At 56.6% G+C, this 14,516-nt stretch carries 20 protein-coding genes; 7 read left to right on the forward strand and 13 right to left on the reverse strand.

Annotation, left to right across the window (positions count from 1 at the left end):
• Positions 1-37: 37 nt before the first annotated feature.
• The 5 genes from ACST81_RS06805 (at position 38) to ACST81_RS06825 (ending at position 2,003) form a co-directional block, all read left to right on the forward strand.
• Positions 38-718, forward strand: coding sequence for a hypothetical protein (locus tag ACST81_RS06805; protein ID WP_438752075.1), 681 nt, complete (start codon positions 38-40; stop codon positions 716-718).
• Positions 719-730: 12 nt separating this feature from the next.
• Entirely contained in the window at positions 731-976 is a 246-nt protein-coding gene (locus ACST81_RS06810; protein ID WP_438752076.1) for a hypothetical protein, read from the forward strand.
• 77 nt (positions 977-1,053) lie between these two features.
• Positions 1,054-1,305: a hypothetical protein gene (locus tag ACST81_RS06815; RefSeq protein WP_438752077.1), complete on the forward strand. Its 252-nt coding sequence runs from the start codon at positions 1,054-1,056 to the stop codon at positions 1,303-1,305.
• Positions 1,295-1,747 carry a hypothetical protein gene (locus ACST81_RS06820; protein WP_438752078.1) on the forward strand — a complete coding sequence of 151 codons (453 nt, stop codon included), beginning with the start codon at positions 1,295-1,297 and terminating at the stop codon, positions 1,745-1,747. The genes ACST81_RS06815 and ACST81_RS06820 overlap by 11 nt, the downstream gene beginning before the upstream one ends.
• Before the next feature lie 94 nt (positions 1,748-1,841).
• Positions 1,842-2,003: a hypothetical protein gene (locus ACST81_RS06825; protein ID WP_438752079.1), complete on the forward strand. Its 162-nt coding sequence runs from the start codon at positions 1,842-1,844 to the stop codon at positions 2,001-2,003.
• Positions 2,004-2,188: 185 nt separating this feature from the next.
• Here the strand turns inward: ACST81_RS06825 and ACST81_RS06830 are convergent, their stop codons facing one another.
• The 3 genes from ACST81_RS06830 to ACST81_RS06840 form a co-directional block, all read right to left on the reverse strand.
• Positions 2,189-2,380: a hypothetical protein gene (locus ACST81_RS06830; protein ID WP_438748431.1), complete on the reverse strand. Its 192-nt coding sequence runs from the start codon at positions 2,378-2,380 to the stop codon at positions 2,189-2,191.
• A 195-nt stretch (positions 2,381-2,575) separates the two neighbouring features.
• Positions 2,576-2,746 carry a hypothetical protein gene (locus tag ACST81_RS06835; RefSeq protein ID WP_438748434.1) on the reverse strand — a complete coding sequence of 57 codons (171 nt, stop codon included), beginning with the start codon at positions 2,744-2,746 and terminating at the stop codon, positions 2,576-2,578.
• A 33-nt stretch (positions 2,747-2,779) separates the two neighbouring features.
• Positions 2,780-3,082: a DUF982 domain-containing protein gene (locus tag ACST81_RS06840; RefSeq protein ID WP_438748436.1), complete on the reverse strand. Its 303-nt coding sequence runs from the start codon at positions 3,080-3,082 to the stop codon at positions 2,780-2,782.
• Between the two features lie 395 nt (positions 3,083-3,477).
• Between ACST81_RS06840 and ACST81_RS06845 the strand changes: the two genes are divergently transcribed.
• Positions 3,478-4,827, forward strand: a complete 1,350-nt coding sequence (locus tag ACST81_RS06845) for a TadE/TadG family type IV pilus assembly protein (protein ID WP_438752080.1) — start codon at positions 3,478-3,480, stop codon at positions 4,825-4,827.
• A gap of 504 nt (positions 4,828-5,331) precedes the next feature.
• On the opposite strand, the gene ACST81_RS06850 is transcribed toward ACST81_RS06845, so the two are convergent.
• The 3 genes from ACST81_RS06850 to ACST81_RS06860 form a co-directional block, all read right to left on the reverse strand.
• Positions 5,332-6,195 carry a hypothetical protein gene (locus ACST81_RS06850; protein ID WP_438752081.1) on the reverse strand — a complete coding sequence of 288 codons (864 nt, stop codon included), beginning with the start codon at positions 6,193-6,195 and terminating at the stop codon, positions 5,332-5,334.
• A 37-nt stretch (positions 6,196-6,232) separates the two neighbouring features.
• Entirely contained in the window at positions 6,233-6,424 is a 192-nt protein-coding gene (locus ACST81_RS06855; RefSeq protein ID WP_438752082.1) for a hypothetical protein, read from the reverse strand.
• 173 nt (positions 6,425-6,597) lie between these two features.
• Positions 6,598-8,145 (reverse strand): anti-phage dCTP deaminase, encoded by a 1,548-nt coding sequence (locus ACST81_RS06860; RefSeq protein WP_438752083.1) that lies wholly within the window; start codon positions 8,143-8,145, stop codon positions 6,598-6,600.
• A gap of 70 nt (positions 8,146-8,215) precedes the next feature.
• Here ACST81_RS06860 and ACST81_RS06865 point away from each other — a divergent pair, with 70 nt between their 5' ends.
• Entirely contained in the window at positions 8,216-8,395 is a 180-nt protein-coding gene (locus tag ACST81_RS06865) for a hypothetical protein (protein WP_438752084.1), read from the forward strand.
• A gap of 68 nt (positions 8,396-8,463) precedes the next feature.
• Here ACST81_RS06865 and ACST81_RS06870 read toward each other — a convergent pair whose 3' ends face one another.
• The 7 genes from ACST81_RS06870 to ACST81_RS06900 all read right to left on the reverse strand — a co-directional run bounded on the left by ACST81_RS06870 (position 8,464) and on the right by ACST81_RS06900 (position 14,514).
• Positions 8,464-8,694 carry a hypothetical protein gene (locus ACST81_RS06870; RefSeq protein ID WP_438752085.1) on the reverse strand — a complete coding sequence of 77 codons (231 nt, stop codon included), beginning with the start codon at positions 8,692-8,694 and terminating at the stop codon, positions 8,464-8,466.
• A gap of 2 nt (positions 8,695-8,696) precedes the next feature.
• On the reverse strand, positions 8,697-8,930 hold the full coding sequence (locus ACST81_RS06875; protein ID WP_438752086.1) for a hypothetical protein: 234 nt from the start codon (positions 8,928-8,930) through the stop codon (positions 8,697-8,699).
• A gap of 72 nt (positions 8,931-9,002) precedes the next feature.
• Positions 9,003-9,233 carry a hypothetical protein gene (locus tag ACST81_RS06880; RefSeq protein ID WP_438752087.1) on the reverse strand — a complete coding sequence of 77 codons (231 nt, stop codon included), beginning with the start codon at positions 9,231-9,233 and terminating at the stop codon, positions 9,003-9,005.
• Positions 9,199-9,963 (reverse strand): ImuA family protein, encoded by a 765-nt coding sequence (locus ACST81_RS06885; RefSeq protein ID WP_438752088.1) that lies wholly within the window; start codon positions 9,961-9,963, stop codon positions 9,199-9,201. Before ACST81_RS06885 ends, ACST81_RS06880 begins: the two co-directional genes overlap by 35 nt.
• Before the next feature lie 39 nt (positions 9,964-10,002).
• Positions 10,003-10,239 carry a hypothetical protein gene (locus ACST81_RS06890; protein ID WP_438752089.1) on the reverse strand — a complete coding sequence of 79 codons (237 nt, stop codon included), beginning with the start codon at positions 10,237-10,239 and terminating at the stop codon, positions 10,003-10,005.
• Positions 10,240-10,299: 60 nt separating this feature from the next.
• Complete coding sequence (locus ACST81_RS06895) at positions 10,300-11,187, reverse strand: tyrosine-type recombinase/integrase (RefSeq protein ID WP_438752090.1); 888 nt, start codon at positions 11,185-11,187, stop codon at positions 10,300-10,302.
• Between the two features lie 183 nt (positions 11,188-11,370).
• A complete protein-coding gene (locus tag ACST81_RS06900) occupies positions 11,371-14,514 on the reverse strand; it encodes an efflux RND transporter permease subunit (RefSeq protein WP_438752091.1) in 3,144 nt (1,047 codons plus the stop codon).
• Between the last annotated feature and the right edge of the window lie 2 nt (positions 14,515-14,516).

The following is a 14,516-nucleotide window of genomic DNA, read 5'->3' on the forward strand; positions in this document are numbered from 1 at the left end:
CGCCAAGGCATCGTTCAACTCAATAAAGGATATTACAGTGTTTAATCGTGCTGCATTCTATGCCGCGCTGCGCGGCGGCGTGCTTTTCCCCAACGGCTTCACGCAAGGCCAGGTCGATGGCTTTGAAAGGCTGTTGAATGTCTGGGAGCAATTTTACTCCGCCGATCCGCTCGGTGACCTTGCCTATGATCTGGCGACGTCGTTTCACGAGACGGCGGCAACCATGCACCCGATCATCGAGCGCGGCGGACGTTCGTATTTCAAAAAGTATGAACCCGGCACCAAGCTGGGAAAGATCCTCGGCAATACGGTCAAGGGTGATGGTTACCGGTTCCGCGGCGAAGGCGACGTCCAGAACACGGGCCGGCGAAACGCCAAATTTGCGTCCGACCGTCTCAACGAAACGTTTGGTCTCGGTATCGACCTCGTGGCCAATCCCGCACTGCGCGGCGATCCGATCATCTCGGCCCATTCGCTGTTTCTCGGTAACCGCGAGGGCTGGTGGACCGGCAAGGATCTTCGCGACTTCATTGACGACATTGATGAAAGCGATGCCGAAGACCTGCGCGAATTCATCGCCGCGCGCCGTGTCGTCAACGGTACGGACAAAGCCGAAAAGATCGGCCGCTACGCGCTGCTGTTCGAGAAGGCTCTGCGCGGCGCTGTCGAGCCGCGCCCGCTACCCATCGATCTCCCGACCACCGTCTGCAAATCCTGAAAGGAAAACGAAATGAACAGCAACGCTGTGCATAACATCCTCAACGTCATCATCGCTCTTCTGGCGTTGGCAACTGCGATCCTGCTTGCGACGGGCTGCACCACGCTCGCCGGGGGCGATCTGGAGTGCTCGGGATCGTTTATCGACCCGACCTACACGACGACGGTCATCGCTGCCCTGGGCGTATTCAAGACAGTGATTAACATCGCACGCGACGGACTGTCGGGTCTTGTCAAAAAACAGCCTCCCGTCCAGTGACGGCTACGATGCACATGCCTTGTGCAGCTCCGGACAACCGGAGCGGCCGCCGTCGATCTCGCATCTGAAAGCAAGCCATGACCCTCGATCGACTTTCTCTCGTTGAAAAAGATTCCCAGTCTCACGCCAGGACGCTCACTGCCCTCACCGAACGGATGGCGGAGTACGAAAAGGATGCGGCAGTGAAAGAGGTCAAAGATGAATATCTTCAAGAGCGACTTACACGCATCGAGAAAATCGGAATGTGGATCCTCACCACATTCGGAGCTACCTTCATCGCAGTCCTTGCGAACTTTGTTTTCAAGGGAGGGTTTTTCATTGCGAAGTGAGATCCTCGAGCTGGCGCTACTGCTGTTCAAAATCGTGTGCAGCGTCATCATTTTCTTTGCGCTCGCCTTTACGCTGTTCGCGGTCGGGCCGGTACTTGAGACCCGCTATTGGCCAGTCGTGTCAAAGCTCCAAATTCTGTCGATCGACGCGACCGCCGATGGGCAGACCAGGATTGATGCTGCGTTTCGCAAGCTTCGCGACTGCGAATATCTTGGCCTTTCGTGGTTCGTCGGCGACAGGCCCAACGAATTCGAGCGTGTCGCGGTGCAGCTGATGCGACAGGCCGGCGATACGTCGAGCCCGGATCGACCGGTTGGATACCAGCGCGCCGGACCATGGATCGTCGGTCTTTCGCCGGACGATCTGAAAGGGCGCAGTTTCGCGAGGTTGACGCACCGCTGCCACCCGTTCTGGCCAACGACGACCGAATTTTTTCCATAATTCGTTGGCGCAGGGGATTCTAGCGCAGCGTTTAAATTTAGCACTCTTGCACAACTCTCGATCTATGTCATATTCCGCGTGAGGGAGGATACCGATGACCAAGGAAGAAGACCAATATTCTCACTTTTCCGAGGACCACAAGCGGTTCGGCGCGGAGCGCGAATATTCGCCGTCGCTCCGGCTCAAGGCATTAATCTTCGCGATCGCGATATGCTTGGCGTTCTGGTCATTCGTGGCCGGGTTGATCTGGGGTTGACCTCGCGCCTCAACCGCCTACCTGATCCCAAGCAGTGTCGATCCGGATTGCGCTGGTGTAACGTCTAGCGATGACAACGATTCGACATCAATTCCCCGGCGCTGAGATCGTGCTTGCCCGAGTAAAAACCGAGATGCGTCGCGGGACGGAGCCCAGGGACGCGCTCGACGTGATCCGGAAGATGATCAAGAACCAGATGCTTGTTGATACCCCGCTCGCGCCAGTTCACGTTCCTCCTGTGCCAATATCTTCCCGAGATCGGACGCTTCTCGCTCCACCATCGAAACTAGATATGTAAGTACGGCATATCGCTCTTCAGCCGGCAGAGACTGCTTGAGTGCCATAATAAGCATTTTTACTTCTTTGAGCTTAAGCATTTTTGGTTCCCCCCCTAAAATACAAGGGGATCAACATGCATCTTAATCTTCGTTAAAAACATCATAAATTTTTAGGGGTTTTCAACTCAAGCGGGCCATGCAACGCTTGTGCAACGCCAGCACTCACTACCAAGTCACGCTTCGCCGCAACCTTCTGGTCGCGGCGTTTTTTTTATTGCTTTCTGATCGTCGGGGCTACTTGGCAGCGTTCCTTTCTGCCTTCAGCCGAAGCTGGCGAAGCGCTTCAGTTTTTCGTTTCTGCGCCGCCATTCTTTCGGTTTCGGCGTCAGTACTTGCTGATTTCGATTGTTCAAAGTTTCCACGCGGAGACGCACCGCGCGGACGCCGAGAAGATTTCTCGGTCATGTTGCGATCCTTCTTTCGTATTTAGATTTACGGCTATGCGGTCATGCGGCCCGATGAGCTGGATCCGGAGCGCTGCCAAGCAGGGGCAACAGCCTCAACAGGCAAACCAGCCTCCAGGCACGCGGCCACGAAAGCCTCACGTGCGATCGCAACGGGCGTTCGCCTCGCAAGGGCGGCACGGCATTTCTCGCAAGCACGCCGATAGCGCTCACCATGTCGGAGCGGCCATTCGTTCTCGAGAAAATCGAGGGTGTCGTTCAAGCTCTCGAACGTGCGCGTGAGGCCATTCGGGAACGCCACTTTAAGCGGCACGGAAAAATACAGGTCGGCAATCATTGCATTCCTCCTTTTCACGATTTTGGGATGTTTCTGATATCGGTGCGGCTCGACCGGTTTCAAGGTGGATTGGCGAAAATTCACCCGGAAATTTTGCAGGCGGCGTAACCCCGCTCCCAACCACCGAAAATGCCCCGGTCTGTCGGTCAGCAGCAGACCGGGGCAAACGTCAAAAAATATCGTCTTAAAAGCAGTGGCCTTGAATATGCGATACCGTTGAACAACCCAGCTTTATCACGCTTACGCTGGCGCTCCTAATGCTGCCGCCAACCCACCACCCCATAATCGTTTGGAGTCGACAAATCTTTGGGCCAAACGGTTACGTTTTTTTTGGAGTTGATGCGTACGGTCGATGGGTTGCTAAGCCTCCAATCAACGTGCGATCGGACATTTCTGTGAAGCTGGGTTCCTGCAAAATTCTGTCAGAACTGCGCCGCTTCATAGGTTCTACCTCGGGGCACTTTGCCTTGATTACCGCTCTCCTGTTTCCGGCAATCCTCGGTCTCTCTGGAGGCATTATCGATCTCCTTATATACCAGATTCATCGTACTGATCTGCAACAAGCTGCCGACACAGCGGCACTGGCTGCGACAAAAGAAGCGAGTTTGAAAGGGTGGAACTCAGAAAACGCAAAGGGGGTGGCTTTAGAATATATTGCCGCTAACGCATCCAGCCAGTTCGCCTCGTCGGTACTGACCCCGACCGTCGAGGTGAGCGAAGTTGATAGGATAGTTGATGTGGCAATTGCACAAGATCACTATTCATATTTCGTGCTTGGCTACTTCAAGCACAGCCCGCAAATTCTCGTTCGAGCAAGGGCGAAGGCCAGCGGCGAGGGCATCATCTGTCTGATTGTTACCGCACCTACAGGAAATGGTACGTTTAACCTGAAGGGATCTGGCCGTGTGAATGCGACCGAGTGTTCAGCATATTCGAACTCCGTCGATCCGAAGGCTATCGTTGCGAGCAACACCGCGTTGTTGAAGTCAAAGCTGACCTGCACTGCGGGAGGGTATGCTGGCAAGCTCAATAATTTTGCACCGATCCCGCTTACGGACTGCCCGACTATCAGCGATCCCCTCGTGGGTCGCGCGCAACTAATCGATAATTTGATTGAGCCGTCGGTCTGCAATTTCCGGGGCGTGAAGATTTCCGGCGAAAAGAAGACGATCACGCCGGGAACTTACTGTAAGGGTCTGAAAATCACAAAGAATTCGGATGTGACCATGGCACCTGGAATCTATGTATTTAAGGATGGCAAGGTTCGCCTTGACAGTGGTTCAAAACTTACGGGCGCGGGAGCGGGGTTAGTTTTCGTCGGGGATAAGTCAATTATCGAGTTGAAAAACGATTCGATAATCTCTCTCACCGCTCCGACGTCAGGTCCAATGGCCGGCGTGCTTTTTTACGGCCAACCTTCCTCAGCTTCTCGCGAATTCAAGTTTGAAAGCGAGAACGCCCAGAAGCTTGTCGGAACAGTCTATCTGCCCAACGATAAGCTGACCATTGGCGGCGATAAGGACGGAGATGGTACGTGCGACCCTGATTTGGAAGATCCTACTCCTTTAACGACCGACTGTAACGCAAACGTCGGCGCGGCGTCTGCCTGGACAGCCATCGTCGCAGATCAGGTAGAAGTGACCGCCGGTGCAAACTTGGTCCTTAACACCGGCTATGCGGGGTCTCCCGTACCAGTGCCGCTTGGGATCGGTCCCAGCGCCGGGACGATAGCGCTTGTCAAGTAGGGAGGCCTAGTGCACTCCCACCTCGGCCGTACCGAAGCCTTGCCGTGAGCCGCTACTCGTCCGCTAGATTATCTAACAGTCGCCGCCCTCAGATCTTCTGTGGGCCGTTTATTCGACCGACTGATCCCAACCCATTGGGCGCAGAAGGGTGCTAAATTGGAGATTGCGCTCACGCCATGCATGCCTCAGCCGAGCAGCGACTTCTTGAATCGTCCATTCAGGAAACTCTGCCTGCAGTGCGATGGCGAGCTCTTGCGGAATCATGGCGTACAAGCGTCCTGCGGCTGCTCGATCAGCATGGTACGCTATTGCCTGTGATAGCTCGTCAGTCATTTCATCTGCGTCCTTCTGTCTCCGGCTGTAGAGCTTCCCAAGGATCTCGGTGACGACTACGCTCGTTGCCTGATCGGGCAGCGGCCGGTGACCTAAGAGCGTGTGCAGGAAGTCTATTCCCAAAGCGCTCGGTTATCTTCTGTGGGGCTCAAACAAAAGGCGGCGGCACACTTACCGTACTAGCCAAGCTTCGTATCCCAATTTAGTCAAAGAACACACCACCAAGACCGTGCTGATGCCGGCTGGGAGATAACAAGAAGCCCACATCCGTTCCCAGGTGAACGAGTTTCTCGCCAGCAAAAAGTTGCGGCGAATTGTATTCAGCACGTGAACATCCATTTTCAGCTGCTTGTTTGCGTTTTGGACAGCCTGCGCAGCGCCTGTGTGCATTACCTCGGTCATTTCTTTGAGGTGGATCCGGAGCGCGCGCAAATGTTCCTCCGCGGCTCTATCTTCGCGGCTCCGAGCAGAAGCGAGTTTGCCTTCGGTTTGGAGGACATCAATGGTCAGTTCTTCAATGTTTTCCCTCCGTTTCCCGCTCTCGTCCATCCCCGTGGTGTTGGCTTCGTCGGGGGCGGCTCGTGCCCCTTCCAGCCGGTCGTAAAGGCGCTTGTACTTCGACATCGCGGCGGATTCTGCGGCAAAACTCTCGGATAGGGTGGAAATTTTCCCGTCGAGTATTTGAAGGAAATCAAGCACTGAAGCAGGATCCAGCGGGCCTAGGCTGGTATCGAAATTCTGCTTTGCCGAGATGATGTTTTGCAAGGCGCCGTTTATCTCTGCGGTCTCTTGCGAGATGCCGAGCCGCTCGGTTTCCGTCCGAATCCAGAAATGGATCAAAGTGTAAATGAAAAAAGCATAAAGTACGGCTAGCACTATGTTCTGCGGGATATGGCTTAGATCGATTGGCAGTAGTGCGGAAGGCTTCAGTTCAGTGTGATAGAATACAAAAGTTGAGATTAGGAGCGACGTGATGAATAGCTCAAACCTCAGACGCACATGGCGACCGGACCAATCCTTTTCGTTTTTCTCCAAGCGAGCCTCCCAAACCCTAAATTAGGGGGTATTGCCGTCACCAGAACTTTTTAACAGCCTCGACAACCTCTTCCTTACTTAGGTAGATGTAGTGAGAATGGCCGTCTGCGCCTACAACAGCATATTTTAAGGCGGGGCTTCCCCATATCTCTGCGAGAGCCTTTCTTGCGGCTTCCGCCTCGTCGACGGCCGTGACAAAGGTTTCCGTGGTCACTGTGAACTTCTGCATATCTACTCCATCTCCGGCACCGGGCCGCTCTGAAACAGGATTTCCGACGGTCCATACTCCCGGCCAACGGGTCGGCGTCTCGGCTCCATGCAACCACAGCCGTATGCTGGTCGGCAAGAGCTTTCGCCTCCCGCACGGCTCGACACCCGCCCCAAGATCGTAGGCGGTAGCGCTCACGGCGTTTCGCCGGATGCTGTCTCTGGATCTGTGGCAACGCTTTTCTGGCGTCTCTCTTGGAACAAAGCAATTTGCTCCGATAAAACCTCCACGGTCTTTCCTTCTCTGGTGGCGTAGAATGGTCCTGTGGCAGGAATCATTAGCTCGGGGGCACCCCTCTTATAGTGCTGATATTGAGATCCCGATTTCCTCTTCGTGCGAGTAAAAAATTCTCGATATCGTCGAGGCGTGATTCCAAAAAATGGGGTGAAGTCGACTGAAGGGAAGCGGGTGTAGCTGCCCCTTGACGTGCCTTCGATTTTTACAGAATCTGAATGAAGGTCGGATGTTAAGCTTTTGGGATATGGCTCCAGAAACACAACTTTCGACAACCCGCTTGCTACGATGTGTTTCGAGCACATGTGGCATGGGAATGTTGTACAGTAAATTGTGCCATCTTGAACACTAATCCCTAATCTAGCCGCGTCGCTTAACGCTGACATCTCGGCATGAACGATGCGGCCATATTCGAGCGCATCCATAAATTGAGATTTTTCAAGTAGTTTCTCTTGCTCTGTCGATAATGACTTTGCATCGGGCAGCAAAATTCCCACTACCTCATCCAGCAGTTCCTTTTTCCGCACATCGTTGCTGTCGAAGTTGAGAGTGTATTCCCTGGCATCGAAATGATCGTCAGCCCAGTAAGTGCCGCCGCCCGCTTTCGGAACCTCATTTGAGCCGAGGGCAGCAATCTCGCCGGTCTTTCGAAAGATTGCAGCCCCGACCTGTCTCGACAAGTCAAGGCTCCGCAGCGCGGCAGAATGCGCAAGAAACATTCCATACTCCAAGTGATTTGGTGAGTAGCCATTGTTCCCGAACAGTAGCTCAACAAATCTGCAAACTTGGTTCGACACCTTGGCGCCGTCGTCAGACCTGTCGTCATTGATTACGACGTCGGCGAACTGAAAAATCTTTCCGACTTTTTGTCCATTTGGCTCTCCCAATTCATCCTCATCTCGAACCACGAGTGCTTCAGCTTGGTCGCGAAAACGGTTCCCGTCGCGCTTGTTGTTGTCGTGAGCAATCGTCTTCGCCAAGTTGTCGACGCGAACGTCACGAGCTGAGTAAACGGAAATTTGAAGGAAGCGAACGCCGTAAATTTCGTTAAGGAGATCCAGCTCGTGTTCGGTTTTCAGCTGGTCAACAACATATACGATTCCTTTGGCATTCTTGTCGGCCGCTTTTCGGGACGTGGCGATTTCAGAGACCGCGAATACTGCTAAACTTTTCGGACCGATGTTATCTCGAATGAAATTTCCGAATTTGATGTATGTGTCAACTCGGTGGTATTTTGTGGTGACATCGAGCCCATCATAACTGATGTCGTTCGCGATCGAAGGGAAAAGGGCGGAAAGTTTTATATGATGAAACTCAAATCCTTTGTTTTCGAATTCAATTTTCAGCGCCTCGATGGTCGGCACCAAGTTGGTTCCCACAGGCGAAACCAGACCGATAATTATTTCAGGTAGCGATTTCTCAGGATATTGGAACGTTTCTGTGGTCATTGCGTTCTGCTTTTGTTAAAGTTGTTAGGTGAGAATAGACTCATATTACCATCTAAAGTTGGGGATAAAAATGCAACCCACCATCGAGAAGAAAACGGATTCACAAGTTCCTCGCAAGAGCGAAGTCCTGAGCCGTCTCGAGACGGTAGCAAAAGAAAGCCGTGGCGTTTACGACGGCGCAATTGCGGATTTCCGCAACTCTTTCACGCTCGGACCAACCAAATTCGATTGTGAAGAATCGGATCGATAGAAACATCGATCTTCGGAGGAATTAAAAAAGGCCCGAAATCTCGGGCCTTTTTTAATTCCTTCGGTTACTCAAACGACCTTCACCCACGCCACCGACCAGTCGAACCCATCCTCAACATCAACATGCCGAAACTTGCCGGTGTCCGGCACGATGCCATCGGCGTCGGCCGTGATGTCAGCAGGGTTCCGCAGGCCGGGCAGATCCAGGACGCGCATGACGCCGTGTAGTTCCTCGATGTCAGTCACACGCTCGATCGGCACGCGGCTTGGCACTCGGATCGTCCAAGCATAGAGCGCCATGGTCAGCGCACCAGCTTGGCGGCGGCGATGCGATCCTCGGTCTCGTGATTGGCGAGGCAGCCAAGCATCCGGTTGTCGGCGACCTCGGCCAATGCAGCGATCGCCTCTTGCTCTGTCCAGCCTGCACGCACGGCCGCCGCGATCATGTCGCAGGCCGCCGCGTCAATGGCCTCCTGACAGGATAGGAACCGGTCGGCATGATCAAACGTGATGCGCGGGGCTGTAATTCGGGTCATGCTAATAAGCTAGGGCGGCCTTCGATTTCCGCCACAACCTCAGCAATCTAGATTTGTTCCGGCAAGTGTGGTTCAAAGTCCGCGTGAATGCGGCGCGACCTGAGCCGCCCCGTTGACCAGTTCGGCGGGGCGGATCGTTGGAGACCAGTAGTCATCCGGCAGGTGTTCTTTGCACCAGTAGTTCGACCCGGACCGGCCGCGATCGAGCCCGACCATTCCCCACTTTCCGCAGCCAGGATGGACGCACGTCCGGTCGTAGACCAGTTGGTCATCCGTGCGTGCGGCCCTGAGTTCGTCGCTCATCGTATCTCCTTCCATACCAATCATTGTGAACGGCGCTCATGTGCCCGCGACCGTCGCAGGCGTTGACCTCGACGTCGAAGCTCTCACCGGCGCGCTGTCGCATTAGCTCGAGCAACCACCGCGCCCGGCCGACGCCCTGCACGGGCAGCGGTTCCGACGGCATAGCGCTAACGCGCCACCTGGTGGCGGCCGCCGTAGGGTTTCCGTAATCGGTTGCCTGCGACTGCCGACGCCATCGGCGGATAATCAAACCCATTGATCCTGTTTTCTCGGCTGCCAGCTGGAAGCGGCGGGACATGTCCATCGGTAGGCGCACCAGCTCGGCGACGGCTGCGCCAGTCCCTCCGAAGCGCAGCACCTCCTCGAACGATTCCGCAATCGCTGTTTCGTCTTTGCACTCGACGAAGATTACACGGCCGGGTTTGAGCCCGACTTGCGCCAGGCCGGGCATGAACAGGTCAGTTCTGGTCAGGCACCACAAGATCGGTCCTTGTGTCCTGGCCGCTATGCCAGCGGTGAAGAGAGCGGAGATGGCACCATGCACGACATCCTCGCCGCCGCCGGCGATTTCATGGATGGCGCTGTAGGCCAGCCCGCCATTGGGCAATCGGTTGTCAATCTCAGGGACGCCAAACGCCAAAGCTTTGCGCGATCGCCGGGATGAGCCGTCGATCTTCTCGATGGCCTCCCGAAGCTCGGCAATAATCTGTGCGTTCGCGCGAATGGGCACGTTGCGTATCCTGATGCATGGTGGTGACGTGCCGCTGTTTTAAGCGGCGATGTCAGCGATTTCGCCGAACTGAATGAGAATGCGGGGCGACGTCATGTCCCCGCTTTCAGTGTCAACCTGGACCGAATAGGCCGCAACGCCCGAATGGCGGGGCGCCATGGCTGTTGCGATCTTCTCCGCGCTGGCGGCGCTCGATGCCTGGCGCATCTCGCCTGGCGCGATCCCACCCCGGACTTTTTTGAACGGCAGGACAATGAATTTTTCAGCGATAGCCATGATGGCCTCCTATTTCTGTTCTTAATATGTTCTCATTCTGGAGGGAGTCAATGGGTGTCGCTAAAGGTCGGCGTCATACTGGTAGGCGTTGAACCTGTCAGCGACGATCCGGCCTGAATTCTGCTTCGGCGTGACATAGGTGCCGAGGAAGATTTCGACGCTGCGCCACCCGCCAGCCTGCATGGCGGTCTTTACGTCGATCCCGTTTTCGCTCGAGTTGGTGGCGAATGAATGCCGGCCGCATGCATGGCTTGATTTATAGCTGATGCCGGCGCGCTTGCAGACATCGCGGATCCTCTCATTCACCGAATGCCGGCATCGGTAGCGAAAGACACGCGGGCTCCAATGATTTTCGGCCCGCAGTTCGTGGAGACGTAACACCAGTTCGTCGGTTAATGACCGCGACGAGTTGGTGCTCGTTTTTGTCTTGAGCAGCAAAGCTGTCCTGTTTGCCAGATCCACCTGCGGCCATTCCAGCGCCACAGCCTCGCTCACCCTGGCGCCGGTGTGTGCCATGAACAACACGATCGCCGCGACGTGCATCAGTCCGTCTTTCTCAGCTTGGCGAGCAAAGGCATGCAGCCAGACCGGCGCGGCCGGGATCTTCCGTTTCTTCGGTTCTTCCTTGAAGCGCCGCAATAGGATTCGATTGCACCAGCCTCGTTCGTAGCCGTGGATAAGAACGGATCGTGCTGGCGTCAGTGCCTGGCGGTTGCGCGTCGCGTTCGAGACGGTCGGGTAAAGCTTCTCTGCCATTTGATAGATATCGAAAGGAAAGATCGTCGCCAGCGCGCGGCCTTGGAAATATTCGACGATGCGGGGCAGATATCGATTATCTCCGCCGTGTTCGACGTAGCTGGCGGCAGCTTGGTCAAATGTGATGGCAGGAGGGAGTTGGAAAACGTTTTCCAGCATTGGGGCAAGCGGAGGCGATACGAACTGGTTCATAAAAAACTCTCCAAGATAAAGCTAACATATTCTCGGAAAGCCGCGAAAAGCGGCTGGACACATTGACGGAAAACTTAATGATTTCTAGGGTCGGTCAATCGTCCAGAATTTTCATAACCATATGAAATTAATCATTTTCTGCAGCCCGGCACGGGGCACCAACTTACTTTCTCATCGGCCGCCTCACTCCGTCGGTTGCTCCTCCCTTTTCCTGCCGATCGACTTCACCTTTTCCCGCAGCCACTGGAAGTTCACGTAGAGCATCGGGATCAGGAAGATGCCGACCAGCGCCGAACCGAGCATGCCGCCGAAGACGGCGGTGCCGACGCCGCGGCGGCTGAGCATGCCGGCACCTTCGGCGATCACCAGCGGTATGAGGCCGGCGATGAAGGCGAAGCTGGTCATCATGACGGCGCGAAAGCGCTCGCGTGCGCCTTCCACCGCCGCTTCCGAGATGCTCAGCCCCTGCTTGCGGCGCTCCATCGCGAATTCGACGATCAGAATACCGTTCTTCGCCGCGAGCGCGATCAGCACGACAAGGCCGACCTGTGCATAGATATTGTTGTCGAGCCCCGCGAGCTTCAGCGCCAATATCGAGCCGGTAATCGCGGCGGTGACCGAGAGCAGGACAGCAACCGGGATAGTCCAGCTTTCATAGAGACCGACCAGGAAGAGATAGGCGAACAGGACGGCAAGTCCCAGGATCATCGTGGTCTTGCCGCTCGCCTCGATTTCCTGTAGCGCGGTCCCCGTCCATTCATAGCTGTAGCCGGCCGGGAGGGTTTTGGTGGAGACGCCTTCCATTGCCGCGATGGCCTCGCCGGAACTGCGGCCCGGCGCGGGGCCGCCGTTGATCGTGGCGCTGGCATAGTTGTTGTAGCGCACGATCATCTGGGGCCCGAGGATCAGACGCGCCTGGGCAAAGGCCCGGATCGGCACCATCTGTCCCTTGTTGTTGCGGACATTGATCCGGTAGATATCCTCGATCTTCGAGCGCTCGGAGGCCTCGCCCTGCACGGTCACCTGCCAGGTGCGGCCAAACAGGTTGAAATCGTTGGCATAGGCGCTGCCGAGAACCGATTGCAGCACGTTGAACACATCGGAAACCTCGATGCCGAGCGTCTGTACCTTCTCGCGGTCGATATCGAGATAGAGCTGCGGCGTGTTGGCGGCGTAGGTGGTAAAGACACGGGCAAGCGCCGGGTCCTGGTTGGCCGCGAAGACAAGACCGCGGGCCGCCTGGGCAATGTCGGCCGCGCCGCCGCCGGTCAGGCTCAGAAGCTGGTATTCGAAGCCGCTGCCGGTGCCGAGCCCGATGATCGGCGGCAGGTTGTAGACGATGACATTGGCATCGCGAACCTGCGCCTGCAGTTCGGCGGTAAGCTTGGCGATCAGGCTGTTGACCGACAGTTCAACCGTCGGGCGGTCGGCAAACGGTTTCAAGGTGATGACCAGGAGGCCCGAATTCGATTTCACCTGGCCGTCGAGCAGGCTGTAACCGACGACCGACATGACGCCGTCGACGCCTTCCGTCTTGCGAACCATGTCCTCGACCCGCTTGGCGACGTCATTCGTTCGGTTCACCGAGGCGCCGTCCGGCAGCACGATCTCGCCGAAGATGGCGCCCTGGTCCTCCGACGGCAGGAAGCCGGTCGGTGTCACCTTCATCAGCCAGCCGGTGGCGGCTCCAAGCCCGACCAGGAGGACGAGTCCGAGAAATGCGAAGCGCACGAAGCGCCTGACCAGCGACGCATAACCATCGCGGGCATAGTCGATCCCCTGCAGGACATAGCGGATGGGGCCGCGCCTCGGGCCATGGTGTGCTTTCAGGAGCACCGAGCAGAGCGCGGGCGAGAGCGACAGGGCGTTGATGGCGGAAATCACCATGGAAACGGAAACGGCCACCGCGAACTGCCGGAAGAGCTCGCCGGAAATGCCGGGAATGAAGGCGACCGGAATGAACACGGAGAGAAGCACCAGCGTGATCGCGATGATCGGCGCGGTGATCTCGCCCATGGCCCGCCGCGCGGCCTCGGCCGGCGACATGCTCGGGTCCTTTTCCAACTGTGCCTCGACCGCCTCGACGACGACGATGGCATCGTCGACGACGATGCCGATCGCCAGCACGAGTGCGAGCAGCGACACGGTGTTGGCCGAAAAACCGAGCGCCATCATCACCGCGAAGGTGCCGATCAGCGAGACCGGCACGGCGATCAGCGGAATGAGCGTGGCGCGCACACTGCCGAGGAAGAGATAGACGACGATGACGACGAGGATGAAGGCTTCGATCAGCGTCTTGATGACTTCGTGGATGCTCTCGTTGACGAACTCGGTGGTGTCGTATGTCACCTTGTATTCGACCCCATCGGGGAAGGACGGCTTGAGCTTTTCGAGGAGTGCGTCGATCGCCTCGGCGGTGGCGATCGCATTGCCGCCGGGCGACTGGTAGATGCCGATGACGGCGGCCGGCGTGCCGTCCTGCCGGCCGATCTGTTCGGCCGATTTGGAGGTCAGCTCGACACGCGCCACATCGCGGATCCGCACGAAAGAGCCATCCGGCTGCGCTCGCAGCACGATGCTTCCGAATTCCTCGACACTCGTCAGGCGGCCTTTCGTCTGAATGGTCAGCTGGAATTGCTGGTCCGGCAAAGCCGGCTGGGCGCCGATGCGGCCGATCGCGGCCTGGACGTTCTGCTTCTGCAGTGCGCTAACGATATCGCTCGGCGTCATGCCGAAACTGGTCAGCTTTTCCGGTGTCACCCAGATGCGCATGCTGTAGTCGGAGGGCGTCAGCAGCGTGACGTCGCCGACGCCGGTGATGCGCTTCAGGCCATCAAGGACGTTGATCGTCGCATAGTTCGACAGGAAGAGCTGGTCCTGCTTTCCGTCCTTCGAGGTCAGCGCAATGATCTGCATCAGCGCCGAGGATTTCTTCTTGACGCTGATTCCCTGCGCCCGCGCTTCCTGCGGCAGCTGCGCCTCGGCCAGATTGACGCGGTTTTGGACGTTGACGGCGTTGATGTCGGGATCCGTGCCGACGGCGAAGCTGACGGTCAACGTATAGCTGCCGTCATTGCCGCTGGTCGATTTCATGTAGATCATGTTGTCGACGCCGACGACGCGGGATTCGATCGGTTGCGCCACTGATTGCTGGACGGTTTCGGCGCTGGCGCCGGGATAGCTGACCGTTACCGAGACCTGTGGCGGCACGATGTCGGGAAACTGGGCGATCGGAATGACGCTCAGCGCGACAAAGCCGGCAATGCTGATGACGAGCGAGATGACGACCGCGAGCCGCGGCCGATCGATGAAGATACCGGACAGCATGG

It is taken from the genome of Pararhizobium sp. O133, from assembly GCF_051669845.1.
Taxonomy (GTDB): domain Bacteria; phylum Pseudomonadota; class Alphaproteobacteria; order Rhizobiales; family Rhizobiaceae; genus Pararhizobium.

Bases quoted from the DNA above. Each gene is read 5' to 3' on its own strand.
- ACST81_RS06875 (WP_438752086.1), bottom strand. From the start codon at position 8,930: ATGACCCGAATTACAGCCCCGCGCATCACGTTTGATCATGCCGACCGG.
- ACST81_RS06880 (WP_438752087.1), bottom strand. From the start codon at position 9,233: ATGAGCGACGAACTCAGGGCCGCACGCACGGATGACCAACTGGTCTAC.
- ACST81_RS06860 (WP_438752083.1), bottom strand. From the start codon at position 8,145: ATGACCACAGAAACGTTCCAATATCCTGAGAAATCGCTACCTGAAATA.
- ACST81_RS06835 (WP_438748434.1), bottom strand. From the start codon at position 2,746: ATGACCGAGAAATCTTCTCGGCGTCCGCGCGGTGCGTCTCCGCGTGGA.
- ACST81_RS06810 (WP_438752076.1), top strand. From the start codon at position 731: ATGAACAGCAACGCTGTGCATAACATCCTCAACGTCATCATCGCTCTT.
- ACST81_RS06830 (WP_438748431.1), bottom strand. From the start codon at position 2,380: ATGCTTAAGCTCAAAGAAGTAAAAATGCTTATTATGGCACTCAAGCAG.
- ACST81_RS06825 (WP_438752079.1), top strand. From the start codon at position 1,842: ATGACCAAGGAAGAAGACCAATATTCTCACTTTTCCGAGGACCACAAG.
- ACST81_RS06900 (WP_438752091.1), bottom strand. From the start codon at position 14,514: ATGCTGTCCGGTATCTTCATCGATCGGCCGCGGCTCGCGGTCGTCATC.
- ACST81_RS06855 (WP_438752082.1), bottom strand. From the start codon at position 6,424: ATGCAGAAGTTCACAGTGACCACGGAAACCTTTGTCACGGCCGTCGAC.
- ACST81_RS06890 (WP_438752089.1), bottom strand. From the start codon at position 10,239: ATGGCTATCGCTGAAAAATTCATTGTCCTGCCGTTCAAAAAAGTCCGG.
- ACST81_RS06865 (WP_438752084.1), top strand. From the start codon at position 8,216: ATGCAACCCACCATCGAGAAGAAAACGGATTCACAAGTTCCTCGCAAG.
- ACST81_RS06895 (WP_438752090.1), bottom strand. From the start codon at position 11,187: ATGAACCAGTTCGTATCGCCTCCGCTTGCCCCAATGCTGGAAAACGTT.
- ACST81_RS06815 (WP_438752077.1), top strand. From the start codon at position 1,054: ATGACCCTCGATCGACTTTCTCTCGTTGAAAAAGATTCCCAGTCTCAC.
- ACST81_RS06870 (WP_438752085.1), bottom strand. From the start codon at position 8,694: ATGGCGCTCTATGCTTGGACGATCCGAGTGCCAAGCCGCGTGCCGATC.
- ACST81_RS06840 (WP_438748436.1), bottom strand. From the start codon at position 3,082: ATGATTGCCGACCTGTATTTTTCCGTGCCGCTTAAAGTGGCGTTCCCG.